Genomic DNA, 15,494 nt, shown 5'->3' with positions numbered 1-15,494 from the left:
AGCGACCCGCTGCCGAAAACTTCGTAACTCGTTGAATCTCAAGGAGTTTTCCGTTTCGACTGCGCCGGAAGTGGGGCGAATTATAGAGAACTGAAATCTACCGTCAACCGTTAATTTCTCTTTTCTATCAACATTCTTAAAAAGGCCGCGCTGCATATAGACGCCCACACGGCGAATGCGCACTATATTGCGCAACCCAAGCCTATCTTCAACTCGGACACTGCCCAGCGATGAACGACCACTCCCGCAGCCTTGCCTCGATTCTCTTTCCGGTCGGCCTGCTGCTCATAGCCATGGCTTCGATCCAGTCCGGCGCCTCTCTCGCCAAAAGCATGTTCCCCGTGGTCGGCGCTCAGGGCACCACCACCCTGCGCCTGATTTTCGCCAGCGTCATCATGGTTCTGCTGCTGCGTCCCTGGCGAGTGAAGCTGACGGCCCAATCCCTACGCACCGTCATTGTTTACGGCATGGCATTGGGGGGCATGAATTTCCTCTTCTATATGTCGCTACGCACCGTACCGCTCGGCATCGCCGTCGCCTTGGAGTTCACCGGCCCGCTGGCCGTCGCCATCTATGCTTCCCGCCGGGCCATCGACTTTCTCTGGATCGCACTGGCCGCCGCCGGACTTCTGCTGCTGATCCCGACCGGGGCGACAACGGCCGGCATCGATCTGATCGGTGCCGGGTACGCCCTGGGCGCCGGCGTCTGCTGGGCGCTGTACATCCTCTTCGGCCAGAAGGCCGGTGCCGACAACGGCGTGACGACCGCCGCGCTGGGCGTCATGATCGCCGCACTGTTCGTCGCCCCCATCGGAATCATCCACGCCGGGACAGCACTGCTGACCCCCTCTCTGATTCCGGTGGCGATCGGCGTGGCCATCCTGTCCACAGCCCTTCCCTACACCCTGGAGATGGTTGCCCTCACCCGCATGCCTGCCCGTACGTTCGGCACCCTGATGAGCATCGAGCCCGCGTTCGGCGCGTTGTCCGGCCTGCTCTTCCTGCAGGAGTACCTGTCGTTGTCACAATGGATGGCGATTCTGTGCATTATCCTGGCCTCCGTCGGTGCGACCATGACCATGGGCAGCACAGCCAAGCCTGCCGTTGCGGCAGATTGAGACAGGATTTGACGAAGGTCTGGCATTTGGCGCGCATTTAGGCCATGTTAAAGCGCGTAACCCAATGCCAGGCATGGATTTTTCAGACAGGGACGGCACAACGCTTCAAACGTGAGCGAATGCAGGCAGAATCGAGCACCAGACTCGGCGCCGCGATTAAGGACGTTAATGAAACAGATTTTGATACTGATCGCCGTACTCGCAATCGCGGGTTGTGCAGCCACCACGAAAACCCAGGTCAAGCATGGCAAGAAAGGCCTGCACATAAACTGTTCCGGACTCTCGTCCTCCTGGGACAAGTGCTACGCCAGCGCCGCCAACGCCTGCGCTCCCAAAGGCTACAAGGTGATCGCAAAATCAGGGGATGCCGTGGAAGAGCCCGGTGACTATCCCTTCGGCCTCAATCCCGCCGGCTATACCAGCCGCAGCATGATCGTCATCTGCAAGTAAGCGGGCACCTACTCCGCGAATTGAGCTGCGATCCGCCGACTGATTTCCTCATGACTGGCGCCCAGCACTTTCTTCTGCATGTCCGTGCTGGCCAGCATCCGCGCAACCACCAATGCGCCCACGCATTGCGACAGAATCGCCCAGGCCAGGCTCTCGCTTCCCAACGTCTGCGCCCAACTCTGCTGAAGCCTGCCGATCCACAGCTCGGCCTGCTCACGCACCCCGCTCTCGGAACGCGCGATCTCCGCGCCCAATGCCGGTATCGCACAGCCGGACTCAGGCTGTTCGACATGAGCCATGCTCAGATACTGCTTCAGGCAACGCTCAAGCCGCTTGCGATCCTGCGTACCCTGCCCGCCCAACCGCTCGAGACTTTGCCCGAGCTCACGCTCGACAATGGCCGCGAACAGCGCGTCCTTGGATGAGAAATGGCTGTAGAACGCCGCGCCGCTCAGTCCGATCGCCTTCATCAGACCGTCGACGCCCACCGTGGAAAAGCCAGACCTTTTCGCCGACAACGCACTGCTGTGCAGCAGCTTTTCCTTGGTTTCGAGCTTGTGACCGGCTGAATAACGCATTTTCGTACTCCGCGATTGACTGCCTTGACGCTGCCAGGATCCTAGCATAACGTTCGTTCACTTAACGATCGTTTAATAAAGGGGATACCCATGAACAACAAGAATGTCGTATTGGTCGTCGGCGCAGGCGATGCCACCGGCGGCGCGATTGCCAGGCGCTTCGCCAAGGAAGGGTTCGTGGCCTGCGTCACCCGCCGCAGCGCCGACAAGCTGCAACCTTTGGTGGAAGCCATCCACGCCGAAGGCGGCCAAGCCCATGGCTTTGCCTGCGATGCGCGCAAGGAAGAAGACGTGATCGCATTGGTCGAGGACATCGAGACCCGTCTGGGCCCGATTGAAGCGTTTGTCTTCAACATCGGCGCCAATGTGCCGTGCAGCATCCTCGACGAAACCGCACGCAAGTATTTCAAGATCTGGGAAATGGCCTGTTTCTCGGGTTTCCTCAATGCCCGGGAGGTGGCCAAACGCATGGTCACCCGCCGCCGGGGCACCATACTGTTCACCGGCGCCACCGCCGGCCTGCGCGGCGCCGCCGGCTTTGCCGCGTTCGCGGGCGCCAAGCACGGCATCCGGGCCTTGGCGCAAAGCATGGCCCGAGAACTGGGCCCCTTGAACATCCATGTCGCCCACGTCGTGGTGGACGGCGCCATCGACACCGACTTCATCCGCGACAACTTCCCCGAGAAATACGCAACCAAGGAACAGGACGGGATCCTCGACCCCGAGCACATTGCCGAAAATTACTGGTATCTGCACAGCCAGCCCCGGGACGCCTGGACATTCGAGCTGGATCTGCGCCCCTGGAGCGAACGCTGGTAACGTCCATAACAACAATCAGGAGTGCCGCACCCATGAGCAAAACCGTGGAGTTCTACTTCGACCTCGGCAGCCCCGCCACTTATCTGGCCTACACGCAGTTGCCGAAGATCTGCGCCGAAACCGGCAGCCAACTGGTTTACATCCCGATGCTGCTGGGCGGCGTATTCAAGGCCACCGGCAACGCCTCCCCGGCCACGATTCCGGCCAAGGGACGCTACATGTTCGAGGATCTGGACCGTTATGCCCGACGTTACGGCGTTGCGCTGAAGTTCAACCCTCACTTCCCGATCAACACGTTGATCCTGATGCGCGCCGTCACCGGCATGCAATTGCGCCATCCGGAGCGGTTCCAAGCGTTCGTCGATTGCCTGTTCAACGCCCTCTGGGTCGAGGGCCGTTGCCTCGACGAACCCGCAACGGTGGCGGCCGTGCTGACCGAGCACGGTTTCAACCCGGAGGATGTGCTGGCACTGACCAACGACGAAGCCGTGAAGGCTGCCCTCAAGGACAACACTGAAACCGCCGTCAAGCGAGGTGTGTTCGGTGCCCCGAGCATGTTCATCGGCAACCAGCTGTTCTTCGGTCAGGACCGGCTGGACTTTGTCACAGAGGCCTTGCGTTAGAGTTCGATCACCAAGCGTCCACGGGCCGCTTTCGATGCGAGCACCCCGTGGGCGTCTTCGGCGGTTTCCAGGGTGAACCGACGAGGGTCGACCATCGGCCGCAGACGCCCCGCTTCGATCATTTGCGCAACCTGCCGCAGGATGTCCCCGTGATGTTCACGTCCGTGGCCGGTCAACAGCGGCAGCAGGGTGAATACGCCGGAATAGGTTGCGCCCCGGAACGAAAGCGGCGCCAGGCTGTGCTGCCCCCATCCCAGGCAACTCAGCACATGCCCGTGATACACCCGCGCGGCCTTGAAGGCGGCGTCCAGCGCTTCGCCGCCCACCGTGTCATAGACGATGTCAAAGCCCTCCCCCGCCGTGTGTTCGTTCACATAACTTTCCACCGGGGTTTGTCGGTCGATGAATGTCGCGCCGAACCCTTCGATGATTGACCGCTGCCCGGCAGAACCTGTGGCGAACACATCCGCCCCGAAGGCCCGCGCCAGCTGAATGGCCACATGCCCGACCCCGCCTGCTCCCCCATGGATCAGCACTTTTTGCCCGGCGCGCACATGAGCGCGATCCACCAGCCCCTCCCACGCCGTAATGACCACCAACGGCAAACCGGCCGCCTCACGCATGGACAGGTTCGAGGGCTTGCGTGCCAGCAGTCGCGCGTCCACTGCTGCATAGTCGGCCAACGAGCCCTGGGCGCCACCAATCCCCGTGGCCATCGCATACACCTCGTCACCCGGCACCCAGCCGAGAACGCCTTCGCCTACCGCCTCGACCACACCGGCAAGGTCGATGCCCAACACCGCCGGCAGCGCCTGCCGGGCATGGGCGGCTTGGCCCGCACGGACTTTCAGGTCCAACGGATTCACGCCGCTGGCCTTGATCCGCACCAGCACTTCTCCCGGACGTGGCGTGGGACGTTGCAGCGAAACCAAGCGTAGCGAACCGTTTGGGGTTTCAACCATCAGCGCGCGCATGTGCATTGAGTCAGTCATTTCGGCATTTCCTGTCTGAAAGAGAGTGGAATCATCCTCTCGCAACCAATCCATGCCGATAAGACGCCGTATCGTTATAGTAACCATGCCAAAACAGCATGAATGAGCGCTGCCTCCCATGGACAAACTCCACGCGATGTCGATTTTCGTGCGGGTCATCGAACGCGGCAGTTTTTCCGCCGTGGCCCGTGAGCTGCAGACCACACAGCCGACCATCAGCAAAGTCCTGCGTGCGCTCGAGCGCCAGCTCGGCGGCAAGCTGATCGCCCGCAGCACGCGCAAGCTGTCGCTGACCGATGAAGGCCAGCGCTACTACAACGAATGCCGAACCATCCTGGCGGCGGTGGATGCTGCCGAGCACAGCTTTCAGTCCGGCCGGGAAACCGTTGCGGGCCCCTTGCGGATCGGCTCGTCCGTCAGCTTCGGCCGCTTGCAGATCGCGCCGCGTCTGGCGGCGTTTCTGGAACACTACCCGCAGGTGCAGATCGATCTGCAACTCAGTGACCAGAACCAGGATCTGGTCAGCGAAGGCCTGGACGTCAGCCTCAGAATCGGCGCATTGAGCGACAGCGGCATGATCGCCCGCCCCATCGGCCTTACCCACCGCATCACGGTCGCCGCGCCGGCTTATCTGGAGCGACATCCCGTACCGCTTGCGCCCGCCGATCTGCGCCGGCACAACTGCCTGCAATTCAACCTGCTCAGCAGCCAGAACCTGTGGACTTACGAAAGGGACGGACAGCGCCACGAGGTGCGCATCCAGGGAAACGCCCAGAGCAACAACTCAGAGGCCATCCGTGAAATGGTGCTGGGTGGGTTGGGGATTGCGCTGTCGCCGGTCTGGCTGTTCAGCGAAGACTTGAAGGCGGGCCGGGTGGTCGCCCTGTTGCAGGACTACCGCACACAACCGCTGCCGATGCACGCGGTGTTCCCGGCGAACCGTCGCCAGTCCGCCAGGATCCACGCATTCGTCGACTTCATGGCTCAGGCGCTGGCGACAGCGCCCGAGTTGACGCCGATCAGATAGCCGCAGTGCGGGCGTTCAGCCAGGCCAGCGCCGCGCCGTCGAGCAGCGGGCTCAGGCGCTTGCGCACTTGGGCGTGGTAGGCGTTGAACCACTGTTTTTCGTCCTCGGTCAGCAAGGACGGCTCCAGGCAGCGGGTGTCGATCGGGCACAGGGTCAGGGTTTCGAACTTGAGGAATTCGCCGAACTCGCTGCTGCCTGCTTCGACGTTCATCGCCAGGTTCTCGATGCGCACGCCCCAGCGTCCCGGACGGTAGGTGCCCGGTTCGATGGAGGTGATCATCCCCGGTTGCATGGCGGTCTGCGGTGCCGGCGCCGCCTGGTAGGCGATCACCTGCGGGCCTTCATGGACGTTGAGGAAGTAACCGACGCCATGGCCGGTGCCATGACCGTACTCCACGTTGTCGGCCCAGATCGGCGCCCGGGCGATGGCGTCGAGCAGCGGCGACTGGATGCCTTTGGGGAAGTGAGCCCGCGACAACGCGATCACGCCTTTGAGCACCCGGGTGCAATCGCGCTTCTGCTCGGCGTTCGGCGTACCGACCGGCACCATCCGGGTGATGTCGGTGGTGCCGCCCAGGTACTGGCCGCCGGAGTCGATCAGCAGCAGGCCGTCGCCCTCGATCACCGCATGCGCTTGCTCGGTGGCGTGGTAGTGCGGCATGGCACCGTTGGCGTTGAACGCCGCGATGGTGTTGAAGCTCAGCGACACGTAGTCCGGACGACGCGCACGGGCGGCGGTCAGTTTCTCGTCGATGGTCAGCTCGGTGATGCGCTCGCGGCCCCAGGCGGATTCCAGCCAGGCGAAGAATTCGCACAGCGCCGCGCCGTCCTGCTCCATGGCCCGGCGGATGTGTTCGGCATCGGCCTGGCTCTTCTGCGATTTGGCCAGCGTGGTCGGATTGAGGCCTTCGACCAGTGTCACACCGCCGTCGAGATTGCCCAGCAGACCGCTGGTGACCCGCGCCGGATCCACCAGCAGGCTCGCCCCGTCCGGCACCGCGCGCAAGGCATCGGCGACTTCGCTGTAATCGCGCAGGGTCACGCCGTCCTGTTCCAGCACGGCGCGCAGGTTGGCGTCGACCTTGCCCAGGGCCACGAACAGCGTTGCCTGCTGCTGGCTGATCAAGGCAAAGGAGATGAACACCGGGTTGAACGACACATCGCCGCCGCGCAGGTTGAACAGCCAGGCGATGTCGTCGAGGGTGGCGATGAAATGCCAATCGGCCCCGCGCTCCTTGAGGGTTTCGCGCAGTCGGGCGAGCTTCTCGCCACGGCTGACGGTGGCCTGCGGCGACAGGTGCTGATAGACCGGTGCGTCGGGCAGTTGCGGACGGTCGCTCCAGACTTCATCCAGCAGGTCGATGTCGGTGCGCAGACGGGCGCCGCGGGCCTCGAGCTTGCTGCCCAGGGTCCGTGCCGACGCCACCGCCATCACCGCGCCATCGACCGCCACCACGCCGCCTTCCGGCGTCTGCTCGGCCAGCCAGTCCAACGGTCCCGGCTGGCCCGGCTGCAGCTTGACCAGTTCGATGCCGCTGCCGTTGAGCTCTTGGGTCGCCTGTTCCCAATAACGGCTGTCGGCCCAGACGCCGGCGAAGTCCGTGGTGACGATCAGCGTACCGACCGAACCGTGGAACCCCGACAGCCATTGCCGGCCCTGCCAGTAGCCCGGCAGGTACTCTGACAAGTGCGGGTCGGCCGACGGCACCAGCAACGCATGGATGCCTTCGCGGCGCATCAGTTCACGGGTGTGCGCCAGGCGCTGGGGAACCGATCCGTCGGTCAAAGTCTGGGTACTCATCATGTCTCCTGCTAACCACTTCGTCGTTATTGTCCGGTGCCGGTTGTGTCCGGCACCTTTATGAAAGTCCTGTCGCCCAGAACGCCGGAGCGCCGGTGCAGGCGGCCTTGATCAGTTGCACGGCCCGGTCGATGTCGTCGGCCGTGGTGAAGCGGCCGAGGCTCAGGCGGATGGTGCGGCCCGCCAGGCGTGCGTCATGCCCCAACGCCAACAGCACGTGGGACGGGGTGTTGCTCGCCGAGTTGCAGGCCGAGGTCGCGGAAAACGCGAGCGAATGGCTCAGGGTCGCGGCGTTGAACTCGCCTTCGCCGAAGGTCAGGCTCAGGGTGTGCGGGATGCGCCGCTGCGGGCTGCCGTTGAGGCGCACGCCGGGCAGGCTCAGCACCTGTTCGAGCAGGCGCTCGCGCAGCGCAGCGATGGTGTTTTTCTCTTCATCGAACACCTGCGCCGCCAGGGCGAAGGCGGCGCCCATCGCCGCGATCTGGTGGGTCGCCAGGGTGCCGGAGCGCAAGCCGCCTTCATGCCCGCCGCCGTGGATCTGCGCCTGCAGACGCTGCTGCGCGCGCGGGCCGACGTACAGGGCGCCGATGCCCTTGGGGCCGTACAGCTTGTGCGCCGAGAAGGACATCAGATCCACCGGCCATTGCGCCAGGTCGATGGCGACCTTGCCGGCGCCCTGCGCCGCATCGACATGGAACAGCGCCTCGCGGCCGCGCACCACCTCGCCGATGGCCGGGATGTCGTTGACGGTGCCCAGTTCGTTGTTGACCAGCATCAGCGACACCAGAAAGGTGTCGTCGCGCATCGCTTCGCTGACCGCCTGCGGGGTGATCAGGCCGTCGGCGTCCGGCACCAGGTAGGTCACGGCGATGCCGGCGTCCTGCAGTTGCCGTGCGGTGTCGAGGATGGCCTTGTGTTCGATCTGGCTGGTGATGATGTGCCCGCCGGGCACGCCCCGGGCCTGGACCACACCCTTGAGGGCCAGGTTGTTGGATTCGGTGGCGCCGGAGGTCCAGACGATCTGCCCGGCCTGGGCCCCGACCAGTTCGGCGACCTGCAGGCGCGCCTGCTCGACCGTGTGCCGGGCCTGCCGGCCGAAGGCATGGGAGCTGGAGGCCGGGTTGCCGAAATTGCCGTCGAAGCCCAGACACTCGATCATCACCTGGATGACCCGCTCGTCCACCGGGGTGGTAGCGGCGTAATCGAAATACAGCGGACGTTGGTTCATAGAAAAAACTCGCAGAGCGTGTTCCGGGGTCAGGAGGCTCGTGTCTGCAAACGGCAAGGCGCAGCCTTGTGGGCCGCGCCGCGGTTAGAGAGCGTCATCATTACCTGATCGGATGCCGTTAAAGAAGAACAACTTCATTTAAGAGTGCGTAGGAACGCTCCTGAAGCCGAGCTTAACAGGCATCGGGCCGGCGGTTGAAGCGATGCGTCAGGCAAAGCTTTCCAGCAGCAGCGGGTACAGCGAAATCACCAGCAGCGCCGCCATCCCCCAGTTGAACGCCCGCAGCCAGCGGCGATCCTTGAGCACGTTGCGCAACAAGGTGCCGCAGGCCGCCCACACGCCGACGCTCGGCAGGTTGATGATGGCGAACACGGCGGCAATCACCAGCACGTTGGTGAAGTAGCCTTGCATCGGCGTGTAGGTGCTGATGGCGCCGATGGCCATGATCCACGCCTTGGGGTTGACCCACTGGAACGCCGCCGCCCCCAGGTAGCTGATCGGCTTGCCTTCGCCGTCGCCGCTGTCGCCGACCGGGCCGGAGCGGGCGATTTTCCACGCCAGGTACAGCAAGTAGGCCGCGCCGACATACCGCAGGATCGTGTACAGCAAGGGATAGCGCTGAAACACCGCGCCCAGGCCGAACCCCACCGCCACGACAAGCACGAAGAAGCCGCAGGTGATGCCGAGCATGTGAGGGATGGTGCGGTTGAAGCCGAAATTCACCCCCGACGCCAACAGCATGGTGTTGTTCGGCCCCGGCGTGATCGAGGTGACAAGGGCAAACAGGGCGAAGCCCAGCAGCAGATCGAGCGAGAGGGTCATGGCAGGCATTCCGTGAGGGTCATTCAGGTGTTGACCCTATCGCACGGCACCGCGCCAGCCCATGGACAGTTGGGTGAAACTTCGAGCAGTACAGTTATCGATCAGCTTGGACGACCGTGAAGCTGTACGGCCCGTTCAGCGCTCATTTCGCCATGGCTGTCGAAGCCGACAGTCCTCTGTGGCTGGCCGAGCAGTTCGGCTTTCTTCGCGTGGTACTCGTCGAAGGACAGGCCGCGGCGGTTCAGCGCTTCGAGGGCCAGTTCGCGGGTTTCTTCCGCCGTGTAGGGGCGCAGCTCGGGCGACACGTGGCTGGCGCAACCGGCGAGCACGGAGACGGCGAGCATCAGGGAAACAGTCAGTAAGCGGTTCATCGGGAGCGTCCTGGCGAAAGGTGTTTGTCGATGGACAAAGGCTACGCCCGGGCACGCGTGCGCAGAAATCAACGCGCTCAATAGTGGCTATCAGGTTTGACGGTGAGTCCCTCAAGCACGTACGCAAGATCAGTCGGGCAGTGCCGCGACTGATCCTTCCCACACCGCACCGCCCCCGAAACGCTTGATCCGGCTGCCGATCTATCCGACCAGCTGGCAATGCAGCCCGTCATCATGGCTGCGGGCAATGCTGCTCAACACCTGGAACGAACCGAAGGTCACGGTGCGCGCCCGATGGGAGCGGATCAGGTGCCAGAAATCCTGCTCGCCGTTTTCGAAGCTGCGAAACGCCGCCTCGCCGGCCTCGCGCGAGCGCCATTGCAGAAAGCCCAGCACCCGCCGGCCGTCGTCGCTGGCCTGGACGCTGGCGCTGACGAACCCGGCGTAGCGTTCGGCCAGACGCTCGGTCTGCAATGCCAACGCGGTGACCAGCGCAGGTTGTTGTCCGGGGTCGATCTCGAATTCGATCAATTGGGTGAAGCTGCTGTTTTTCGGCGCGTGCATAACGTCCCCACTCGTCTGTCAGGCGAATCTTGCGATTCGAAGGCGTGCAGGTTAAAACCTCTAGTTAAGTAAAGGTCAAGAGGCAAACTTCAAATGGTCACCGCAGACACCCTGCACAAACAACTGACTGTCGGCGAAGTCGCGGCCCGCAGCGGCGTGGCGGTCACGGCCCTGCACTTTTACGAATCCAAGGGGTTGATCAAAAGCCAGCGCAATGCCGGCAACCAACGCCGCTATCCGAGGGAAGTGCTGCGGCGCGTGGCGTTGATCAAGGTGGCGCAGCGCCTGGGCATTCCGCTGGCGGAAATCGGCGAAGCCCTGAAGAACCTGCCGGACAACCGGGCGCCGACGGCGGCGGACTGGAAACGGCTGTCGGAGCAATGGCGCCGCGAACTGGACGAGCGGATCGGGCAACTGATGCTGTTGCGCGACCGCCTCAACGGCTGCATCGGCTGCGGGTGCCTGTCGATGGAAGCCTGCCCGCTGCGCAACTACGGGGACGTGCTCGGGGAACAGGGGCCGGGGCCGCACTTCCCGCCGTCGGCGAGCGATGCCGAATGACCGCCGACCCTTTGTCGGCGGCCCGGTCTGCGGCGCCGGCACGGACCTATAGTTGACCGACCGGACATCCGGTGAAGACTGACCGTCCACAAGAAAGAACAGGGAGAACGTCATGAGCGTCAAACCCATTCCTGAGGGGTATCACAGCATTACCCCGTATCTCGGCATCAAGAAAGCCGCCGAGGCCATCGACTTCTACAAGAAAGCCTTCGGCGCCACCGAAGTCATGCGCCTGGCCATGCCCGACGGCAACATCGGCCATGCCGAACTGCGCATCGGCGACAGCGCGATCATGCTCGGCACCCCGTGCGAAGAGGGGCCGTTCAGCAGTCCGGAGCAGTTCGTGTCGGTCGGTCTGCATCTATATGTGACCGACGTCGACAAGTCGTTCCGGCGGGCGATCGATGCCGGTGCGACCTCCGTGGAGGACGTCAAGGATCAGTTCTACGGCGACCGCAGCGGCTCCTTGCGAGATCCTTACGGGCATCTGTGGTTCCTGGCCTCGCGCAAGGAAGACCTGACCGAAGAGCAGATCCGTCAGCGGGCCATTGAGAGGTTCAAGCAAGGCTGAACGACCTCCTTGCCGAATGCCTGTAGGAGCGAGCCTGCTCGCGATTGCTGTATGTCCGTCAATGAAGCTGTCGACTGACTTGAGGCAATCGCGAGCAGGCTCGCTCCCACAGTGCGGATGCCGCTTCGGCGAAGTGCGAAACATTTACTTTCATATCACCCATCGGGAATTTCCTCGCTCATCCGTCTTATAGAGATGCGGGCCGGTCGCCCGGGCGAACGCCTCGACCGCGCCCTCCAGGGACGCCCCTGCTGCGAAGCCCGTAGCAGCCGCTCCTCCCACTGAATCAAGACGTTCAATCATGTCGAAGAAATCCCGCTCGAAACTGTGGTTCCTGGTGCATAGCTGGCTGGCCTTGCCGATCTGGTTCTTTGTCCTGATCGTCTGCGTCACCGGCACCCTGGCGGTGGTCAGCCAGGAAATCGTCTGGCTGGCCAACCCCCAGATGCGCGCCAGCCAGCCGTCCGACGACGCGACGCGGCTCAGCTACGACCAGATCCTCGCCGCCATCAAGAAAGCCGAACCGCAGACCGTGGTGCAAAGCATCAACCGTCCGGACGAATCGCACTTTGCCCTCGACGTCGACGTCAGCTACCCCGACGGTCGTGTGCAGACGGTGTACGTCAACCCGTACACCGGCGCCATCCAGGGCACGGCGCCGGACTTCAACTTCAAGGCCTTCACCCGGGCGCTGCACGGCTGGTGGCTGGTGCCGTTCACCAACGGCTTCAGCTGGGGCTGGTACCTGGTGTCGTTCCTCGGCCTGCCGATGCTGGCTTCGCTGGTGACCGGGCTTGTGGTGTACAAACGGTTCTGGAAAGGCTTCCTGCGCCCGACCCTGCGCTTCAGGCACGGCGCACGGATCTTCTGGGGCGACTTCCATCGCCTGAGCGGCATCTGGTCGATCTGGTTCATCGCGGTGATCTCCATCACCGGCACCTGGTTCCTGATCCAGGCGCTGCTGTCGGACAACCAGATCTCCATCTCCAGCGAACCGATCATCCCGGCCATGGCCCGCGAAGCCGTGCCGATGTCCGGTGACGGCACGCCGCCGCCACGGATCAGCCTGGACCGCGCCGTCGAAATCGCCCGGGAGAGAATCCCCGGCCTGGAAGCCAGCTTCGTCAGCCTGCCGGGCAACGCCTACGCCCACCTCGACATCGGCGGACGCGGCTGGTACCCGCTGATGTTCCAGAGCGCCACGCTCAACCCCTACAGCGGCGACGTGGCGGCCACGCGCCTGCTGTCCGACCGCACCTCGCTTGAGTTCGTCACCGAATCCATGCGCCCGCTGCACACCGGCGACTTCGGCGGGCTGTGGATCAAGCTGATCTGGTTCTTCTTCGGCCTGCTGCTGAGCATGATGGTGCTGAGCGGGCTGCTGATCTGGACCAAACGCACGGCCCTGGCCACCGCCAATGCGCTCAAGCGCGAGCACAAGCAGCAGCGCGTCAAGGCACAACCGGCCCCGCGCCATGAACCGTCGGAGGCCAGCCTGTGAGCCGATCCACACCTGCACCGCAGCCTTCCCGGCTGAGCCTGTTCTGGCACAAGTGGCGTTTCCACATCAATGTCCTGCTGCTCCTGATTCCGCTGGGCTTCATGCCCAAGTACTTCGCCGACGCCGCGCTGTTCCGCGGCGACAGCGGCCTGGGCGAGCGGGAGATCGGGCAGATCCAGGTCGGCCCCTGGAGCCTGCGCCTGGCCGAGCTGCGCGACGAGGCCCCGCGCTCCGACGGCCCGGCCGGCTACCTCAAAGGCTTCAACGCCGCCCTGTGCAGCGCCTGCGTCGATCAGGTCAAGGCCACTTACCTGCGCATCGGCAAGCCCCGCAGCCTGCGCGCCGCCGGCTCGATCTTCTTCGGTACGCCGTACCGCATGGGCACCCAACTGCCGGTGCCGGACAAGACCCGCGCCGATGCCGAACTGTGGATCACCATGGAAGGCTGGGACGGCAGCATGCACCAGGCCTCGATTCCGCTGAGCCAGGCCTCCCCCGCCACTCTCGCCTGGCTGAACAAACAAGGAGCCAAACCATGAGCCGCGCCCCACGTCCTTTCCGCCCACGCCGGTGCCTGAGCGCCGCGCTGCTGGCGCTCGGTGCCGTCTTCAGCGCCGGCGCCCTGGCCCACAACCCGATGTGCGAGTGCAAGGCCATCGACGCCGAACAGATCAAATGCACCGGTGGCTTCTCCGACGGCAGCGGAGCGCCGGGGGTGACCCTCGACGTGATCGGCTATGACGAAACCATCCTGCTGCCGGGCAAGCTCGGCGCCGACTCGACCTTGACCTTCAAGAAGCCCGGCGCCGAGTTCTACGTGCTGTTCGACGCCGGCCCCGGCCACGTCGTCGAAATCGACCAGGCGGACATCGAAAGCCCATGACCACACCCACCACCCAAACCGTCCGCCCGGCCGGCGCCGGCCATGAAACCCTCAACGTGCTGCTGTTATGCCTGCTGATCCTGGCGCTCGCCGGTTCCGTGGTGGCCTGGCGCGGCGTATCCCACGAGCCCGAGCCGGTTTCCGGCCATCAGCTGGATGCCCGCCGCGACCTCAATGCCGCCGAGCAGGGCCTCTACGCCGACCTGCGGGTCACCCTCGACGAAATCCGCCTGCTGCGCGAAGAACAACAGGCCCTGCCGACACCGCAGGCCCTGGCCGACGAAGGCTTCGCGCCGTTCGCCCAGGACGCCAGCTCCGTCAGCCGCGGCGGTCACGCATGGCAGTTGCTGGCCAACTCGGCCTACTACGGCCAAAGCCAGGCGCCTGCCGTGGCCGGTTCGTTCCTGATGCGCACGGACGCCGACGGGCACGCCCCGCCCGACATCTGGCTTACCCGCCAGGCCGACGCCGGGGTGCCGACGGATCTTTCCGACGATGCCCTATCGGCCGCCGGCTGGAAACAGATCGTCGCGCAATACGATGCCGGGGTGACCCGCGAGCATCGCCATTGACCTCCCGCCTCCATTCCACGGAAGACCGCTTGCCCATGTCCATTTCCTCTGCCCGCCGCCCCTTCCTGCGCCTGCTCCTGGCCGGCCTGTGCGCCTGCCTGCTGAGCCCACTGGCCAGCGCCGACCCGGCCAAGCGCCTGCGCATCGGCATCACCCTGCACCCGTACTACAGCTATGTGGCCAACATCGTCGGCGACAAGGCCGACGTGGTGCCGCTGATTCCCGCCGGCTTCAACCCGCATGCCTACGAACCCCGCGCCGAAGACATCAAGCGCATCAGCGGGCTGGACGTGATCGTGCTCAACGGCGTGGGCCATGACGACTTCGCCGACCGCATGATCGCCGCCAGCGAAACCCCGGACATCAAGACCATCGAAGCCAACGAAAACGTGCCGCTGCTGGCCGCCACCGGCGTCGCCGCACGCGGCGCCGGCAAGGTGGTCAACCCGCACACGTTCCTGTCGGTCAGCGCCTCCATCGCCCAGGTCAACAACATCGCCCGGGAACTGGGCAAGCTCGACCCGGACAACGCCAAGGCCTACACCCAGAACGCCCGCGCCTACGGCAAGCGCCTGCGGCAGATGCGCGCCGACGCCCTGGCCAAGCTGACCCAGGCGCCCAACGCCGAACTGCGGGTGGCCACGGTGCATGCGGCCTACGACTACCTGCTGCGCGAATTCGGCCTGGAGGTCACCGCCGTGGTCGAACCGGCCCACGGCATCGAGCCGAGCCCGAGCCAGTTGAAGAAGACCATCGACCAGCTGCGCGAACTGGACGTGAAGGTGATCTTCTCCGAGATGGACTTCCCTTCCACCTATGTCGACACCATCCAGCGCGAATCCGGCGTGAAGCTCTATCCGCTGTCGCACATTTCCTACGGCGAATACACCGCCGACAAGTACGAAAAAGAAATGGCCGGCAACCTCAACACCGTGGTGCGGGCGATCCAGGAGTCCGGCGCATGAGTTCGACAGACATCGAATCCCCTGTGGGAGCGGGCGTGCCCGCGAAGG

At 64.2% G+C, this 15,494-nt stretch carries 19 protein-coding genes; 12 read left to right on the top strand and 7 right to left on the bottom strand.

Annotation, left to right across the window (positions count from 1 at the left end):
- The first annotated feature begins 230 nt into the window (after window positions 1–230).
- Complete coding sequence (gene rhtA / locus CAG41_RS23795; protein ID WP_085629891.1) at window positions 231–1,118, top strand: threonine/homoserine exporter RhtA; 888 nt, start codon at window positions 231–233, stop codon at window positions 1,116–1,118.
- 168 nt (window positions 1,119–1,286) lie between these two features.
- The gene (locus CAG41_RS23790) at window positions 1,287–1,568 is read left to right on the top strand and encodes a hypothetical protein (protein WP_085577896.1); all 282 of its coding nucleotides are present in this window, start codon (window positions 1,287–1,289) and stop codon (window positions 1,566–1,568) included.
- A gap of 8 nt (window positions 1,569–1,576) precedes the next feature.
- Here CAG41_RS23790 and CAG41_RS23785 read toward each other — a convergent pair whose 3' ends face one another.
- Window positions 1,577–2,146: a TetR/AcrR family transcriptional regulator gene (locus CAG41_RS23785; RefSeq protein ID WP_085577897.1), complete on the bottom strand. Its 570-nt coding sequence runs from the start codon at window positions 2,144–2,146 to the stop codon at window positions 1,577–1,579.
- 90 nt (window positions 2,147–2,236) lie between these two features.
- On the opposite strand from CAG41_RS23785, the gene CAG41_RS23780 reads away from it, so the two are divergent.
- Together CAG41_RS23780 and CAG41_RS23775 are read left to right on the top strand one after the other, a co-directional pair.
- A complete protein-coding gene (locus CAG41_RS23780) occupies window positions 2,237–2,965 on the top strand; it encodes an SDR family oxidoreductase (RefSeq protein WP_085707538.1) in 729 nt (242 codons plus the stop codon).
- A 32-nt stretch (window positions 2,966–2,997) separates the two neighbouring features.
- A complete protein-coding gene (locus CAG41_RS23775) occupies window positions 2,998–3,588 on the top strand; it encodes a 2-hydroxychromene-2-carboxylate isomerase (RefSeq protein ID WP_085577899.1) in 591 nt (196 codons plus the stop codon).
- Here the strand turns inward: CAG41_RS23775 and CAG41_RS23770 are convergent.
- Window positions 3,585–4,580: a zinc-dependent alcohol dehydrogenase family protein gene (locus CAG41_RS23770; RefSeq protein WP_085629889.1), complete on the bottom strand. Its 996-nt coding sequence runs from the start codon at window positions 4,578–4,580 to the stop codon at window positions 3,585–3,587. The two genes, CAG41_RS23775 and CAG41_RS23770, sit on opposite strands and share 4 nt — an antisense overlap.
- Window positions 4,581–4,698: 118 nt before the next feature.
- Here CAG41_RS23770 and CAG41_RS23765 point away from each other — a divergent pair, with 118 nt between their 5' ends.
- Window positions 4,699–5,607 (top strand): LysR family transcriptional regulator, encoded by a 909-nt coding sequence (locus tag CAG41_RS23765; RefSeq protein ID WP_085629887.1) that lies wholly within the window; start codon window positions 4,699–4,701, stop codon window positions 5,605–5,607.
- Here CAG41_RS23765 and CAG41_RS23760 read toward each other — a convergent pair.
- The 5 genes from CAG41_RS23760 to CAG41_RS23740 all read right to left on the bottom strand — a co-directional run bounded on the left by CAG41_RS23760 (window position 5,600) and on the right by CAG41_RS23740 (window position 10,393).
- Complete coding sequence (locus tag CAG41_RS23760; protein WP_085629885.1) at window positions 5,600–7,408, bottom strand: aminopeptidase P family protein; 1,809 nt, start codon at window positions 7,406–7,408, stop codon at window positions 5,600–5,602. The genes CAG41_RS23765 and CAG41_RS23760 overlap by 8 nt on opposite strands.
- 58 nt (window positions 7,409–7,466) lie before the next feature.
- A complete protein-coding gene (locus CAG41_RS23755; protein ID WP_085577903.1) occupies window positions 7,467–8,636 on the bottom strand; it encodes a cysteine desulfurase family protein in 1,170 nt (389 codons plus the stop codon).
- A gap of 207 nt (window positions 8,637–8,843) precedes the next feature.
- Window positions 8,844–9,458, bottom strand: coding sequence for a LysE family translocator (locus CAG41_RS23750; RefSeq protein WP_085577904.1), 615 nt, complete (start codon window positions 9,456–9,458; stop codon window positions 8,844–8,846).
- 101 nt (window positions 9,459–9,559) lie between these two features.
- A complete protein-coding gene (locus CAG41_RS23745; protein WP_085577905.1) occupies window positions 9,560–9,829 on the bottom strand; it encodes a hypothetical protein in 270 nt (89 codons plus the stop codon).
- Between the two features lie 201 nt (window positions 9,830–10,030).
- Window positions 10,031–10,393 (bottom strand): antibiotic biosynthesis monooxygenase, encoded by a 363-nt coding sequence (locus CAG41_RS23740; RefSeq protein ID WP_085707537.1) that lies wholly within the window; start codon window positions 10,391–10,393, stop codon window positions 10,031–10,033.
- A gap of 93 nt (window positions 10,394–10,486) precedes the next feature.
- On the opposite strand from CAG41_RS23740, the gene soxR reads away from it, so the two are divergent.
- The 7 genes from soxR to CAG41_RS23705 all read left to right on the top strand — a co-directional run bounded on the left by soxR (window position 10,487) and on the right by CAG41_RS23705 (window position 15,446).
- Window positions 10,487–10,954: a redox-sensitive transcriptional activator SoxR gene (gene soxR / locus CAG41_RS23735; protein WP_085629878.1), complete on the top strand. Its 468-nt coding sequence runs from the start codon at window positions 10,487–10,489 to the stop codon at window positions 10,952–10,954.
- A gap of 112 nt (window positions 10,955–11,066) precedes the next feature.
- Entirely contained in the window at window positions 11,067–11,525 is a 459-nt protein-coding gene (locus CAG41_RS23730; RefSeq protein WP_085577908.1) for a VOC family protein, read from the top strand.
- 301 nt (window positions 11,526–11,826) lie between these two features.
- A complete protein-coding gene (locus tag CAG41_RS23725) occupies window positions 11,827–13,026 on the top strand; it encodes a PepSY domain-containing protein (protein ID WP_085695149.1) in 1,200 nt (399 codons plus the stop codon).
- The gene (locus CAG41_RS23720; protein ID WP_085577910.1) at window positions 13,023–13,565 is read left to right on the top strand and encodes a thiamine pyrophosphate-binding protein; all 543 of its coding nucleotides are present in this window, start codon (window positions 13,023–13,025) and stop codon (window positions 13,563–13,565) included. The genes CAG41_RS23725 and CAG41_RS23720 overlap by 4 nt, the downstream gene beginning before the upstream one ends.
- Window positions 13,562–13,909 carry a hypothetical protein gene (locus CAG41_RS23715; RefSeq protein WP_085577911.1) on the top strand — a complete coding sequence of 116 codons (348 nt, stop codon included), beginning with the start codon at window positions 13,562–13,564 and terminating at the stop codon, window positions 13,907–13,909. The genes CAG41_RS23720 and CAG41_RS23715 overlap by 4 nt, the downstream gene beginning before the upstream one ends.
- On the top strand, window positions 13,906–14,481 hold the full coding sequence (locus tag CAG41_RS23710) for a DUF6162 family protein (RefSeq protein ID WP_085707536.1): 576 nt from the start codon (window positions 13,906–13,908) through the stop codon (window positions 14,479–14,481). Before CAG41_RS23715 ends, CAG41_RS23710 begins: the two co-directional genes overlap by 4 nt.
- A gap of 35 nt (window positions 14,482–14,516) precedes the next feature.
- Entirely contained in the window at window positions 14,517–15,446 is a 930-nt protein-coding gene (locus CAG41_RS23705) for a metal ABC transporter substrate-binding protein (RefSeq protein ID WP_085577913.1), read from the top strand.
- The last annotated feature ends 48 nt before the right edge of the window (window positions 15,447–15,494 follow it).

Origin of the sequence: Pseudomonas sp. B35(2017), assembly GCF_002113645.1 — a bacterium.
GTDB lineage: Bacteria > Pseudomonadota > Gammaproteobacteria > Pseudomonadales > Pseudomonadaceae > Aquipseudomonas > Aquipseudomonas ekonensis.
Note: the sequence above shows the minus strand (reverse complement) of the source record. Positions and strands in the feature narration are given on the sequence as shown.

Coding starts and splice junctions, on each gene's coding strand:
- CAG41_RS23715 (WP_085577911.1), top strand. CDS start 13,562: ATGAGCCGCGCCCCACGTCCTTTCCGCCCACGCCGGTGCCTGAGCGCC.
- CAG41_RS23745 (WP_085577905.1), bottom strand. CDS start 9,829: ATGAACCGCTTACTGACTGTTTCCCTGATGCTCGCCGTCTCCGTGCTC.
- CAG41_RS23710 (WP_085707536.1), top strand. CDS start 13,906: ATGACCACACCCACCACCCAAACCGTCCGCCCGGCCGGCGCCGGCCAT.
- CAG41_RS23740 (WP_085707537.1), bottom strand. CDS start 10,393: ATGCACGCGCCGAAAAACAGCAGCTTCACCCAATTGATCGAATTCGAG.
- CAG41_RS23730 (WP_085577908.1), top strand. CDS start 11,067: ATGAGCGTCAAACCCATTCCTGAGGGGTATCACAGCATTACCCCGTAT.
- CAG41_RS23770 (WP_085629889.1), bottom strand. CDS start 4,580: ATGACTGACTCAATGCACATGCGCGCGCTGATGGTTGAAACCCCAAAC.
- CAG41_RS23725 (WP_085695149.1), top strand. CDS start 11,827: ATGTCGAAGAAATCCCGCTCGAAACTGTGGTTCCTGGTGCATAGCTGG.
- CAG41_RS23780 (WP_085707538.1), top strand. CDS start 2,237: ATGAACAACAAGAATGTCGTATTGGTCGTCGGCGCAGGCGATGCCACC.
- CAG41_RS23750 (WP_085577904.1), bottom strand. CDS start 9,458: ATGACCCTCTCGCTCGATCTGCTGCTGGGCTTCGCCCTGTTTGCCCTT.
- rhtA (WP_085629891.1), top strand. CDS start 231: ATGAACGACCACTCCCGCAGCCTTGCCTCGATTCTCTTTCCGGTCGGC.
- soxR (WP_085629878.1), top strand. CDS start 10,487: ATGGTCACCGCAGACACCCTGCACAAACAACTGACTGTCGGCGAAGTC.
- CAG41_RS23790 (WP_085577896.1), top strand. CDS start 1,287: ATGAAACAGATTTTGATACTGATCGCCGTACTCGCAATCGCGGGTTGT.
- CAG41_RS23775 (WP_085577899.1), top strand. CDS start 2,998: ATGAGCAAAACCGTGGAGTTCTACTTCGACCTCGGCAGCCCCGCCACT.
- CAG41_RS23705 (WP_085577913.1), top strand. CDS start 14,517: ATGTCCATTTCCTCTGCCCGCCGCCCCTTCCTGCGCCTGCTCCTGGCC.
- CAG41_RS23765 (WP_085629887.1), top strand. CDS start 4,699: ATGGACAAACTCCACGCGATGTCGATTTTCGTGCGGGTCATCGAACGC.
- CAG41_RS23755 (WP_085577903.1), bottom strand. CDS start 8,636: ATGAACCAACGTCCGCTGTATTTCGATTACGCCGCTACCACCCCGGTG.
- CAG41_RS23760 (WP_085629885.1), bottom strand. CDS start 7,408: ATGAGTACCCAGACTTTGACCGACGGATCGGTTCCCCAGCGCCTGGCG.
- CAG41_RS23785 (WP_085577897.1), bottom strand. CDS start 2,146: ATGCGTTATTCAGCCGGTCACAAGCTCGAAACCAAGGAAAAGCTGCTG.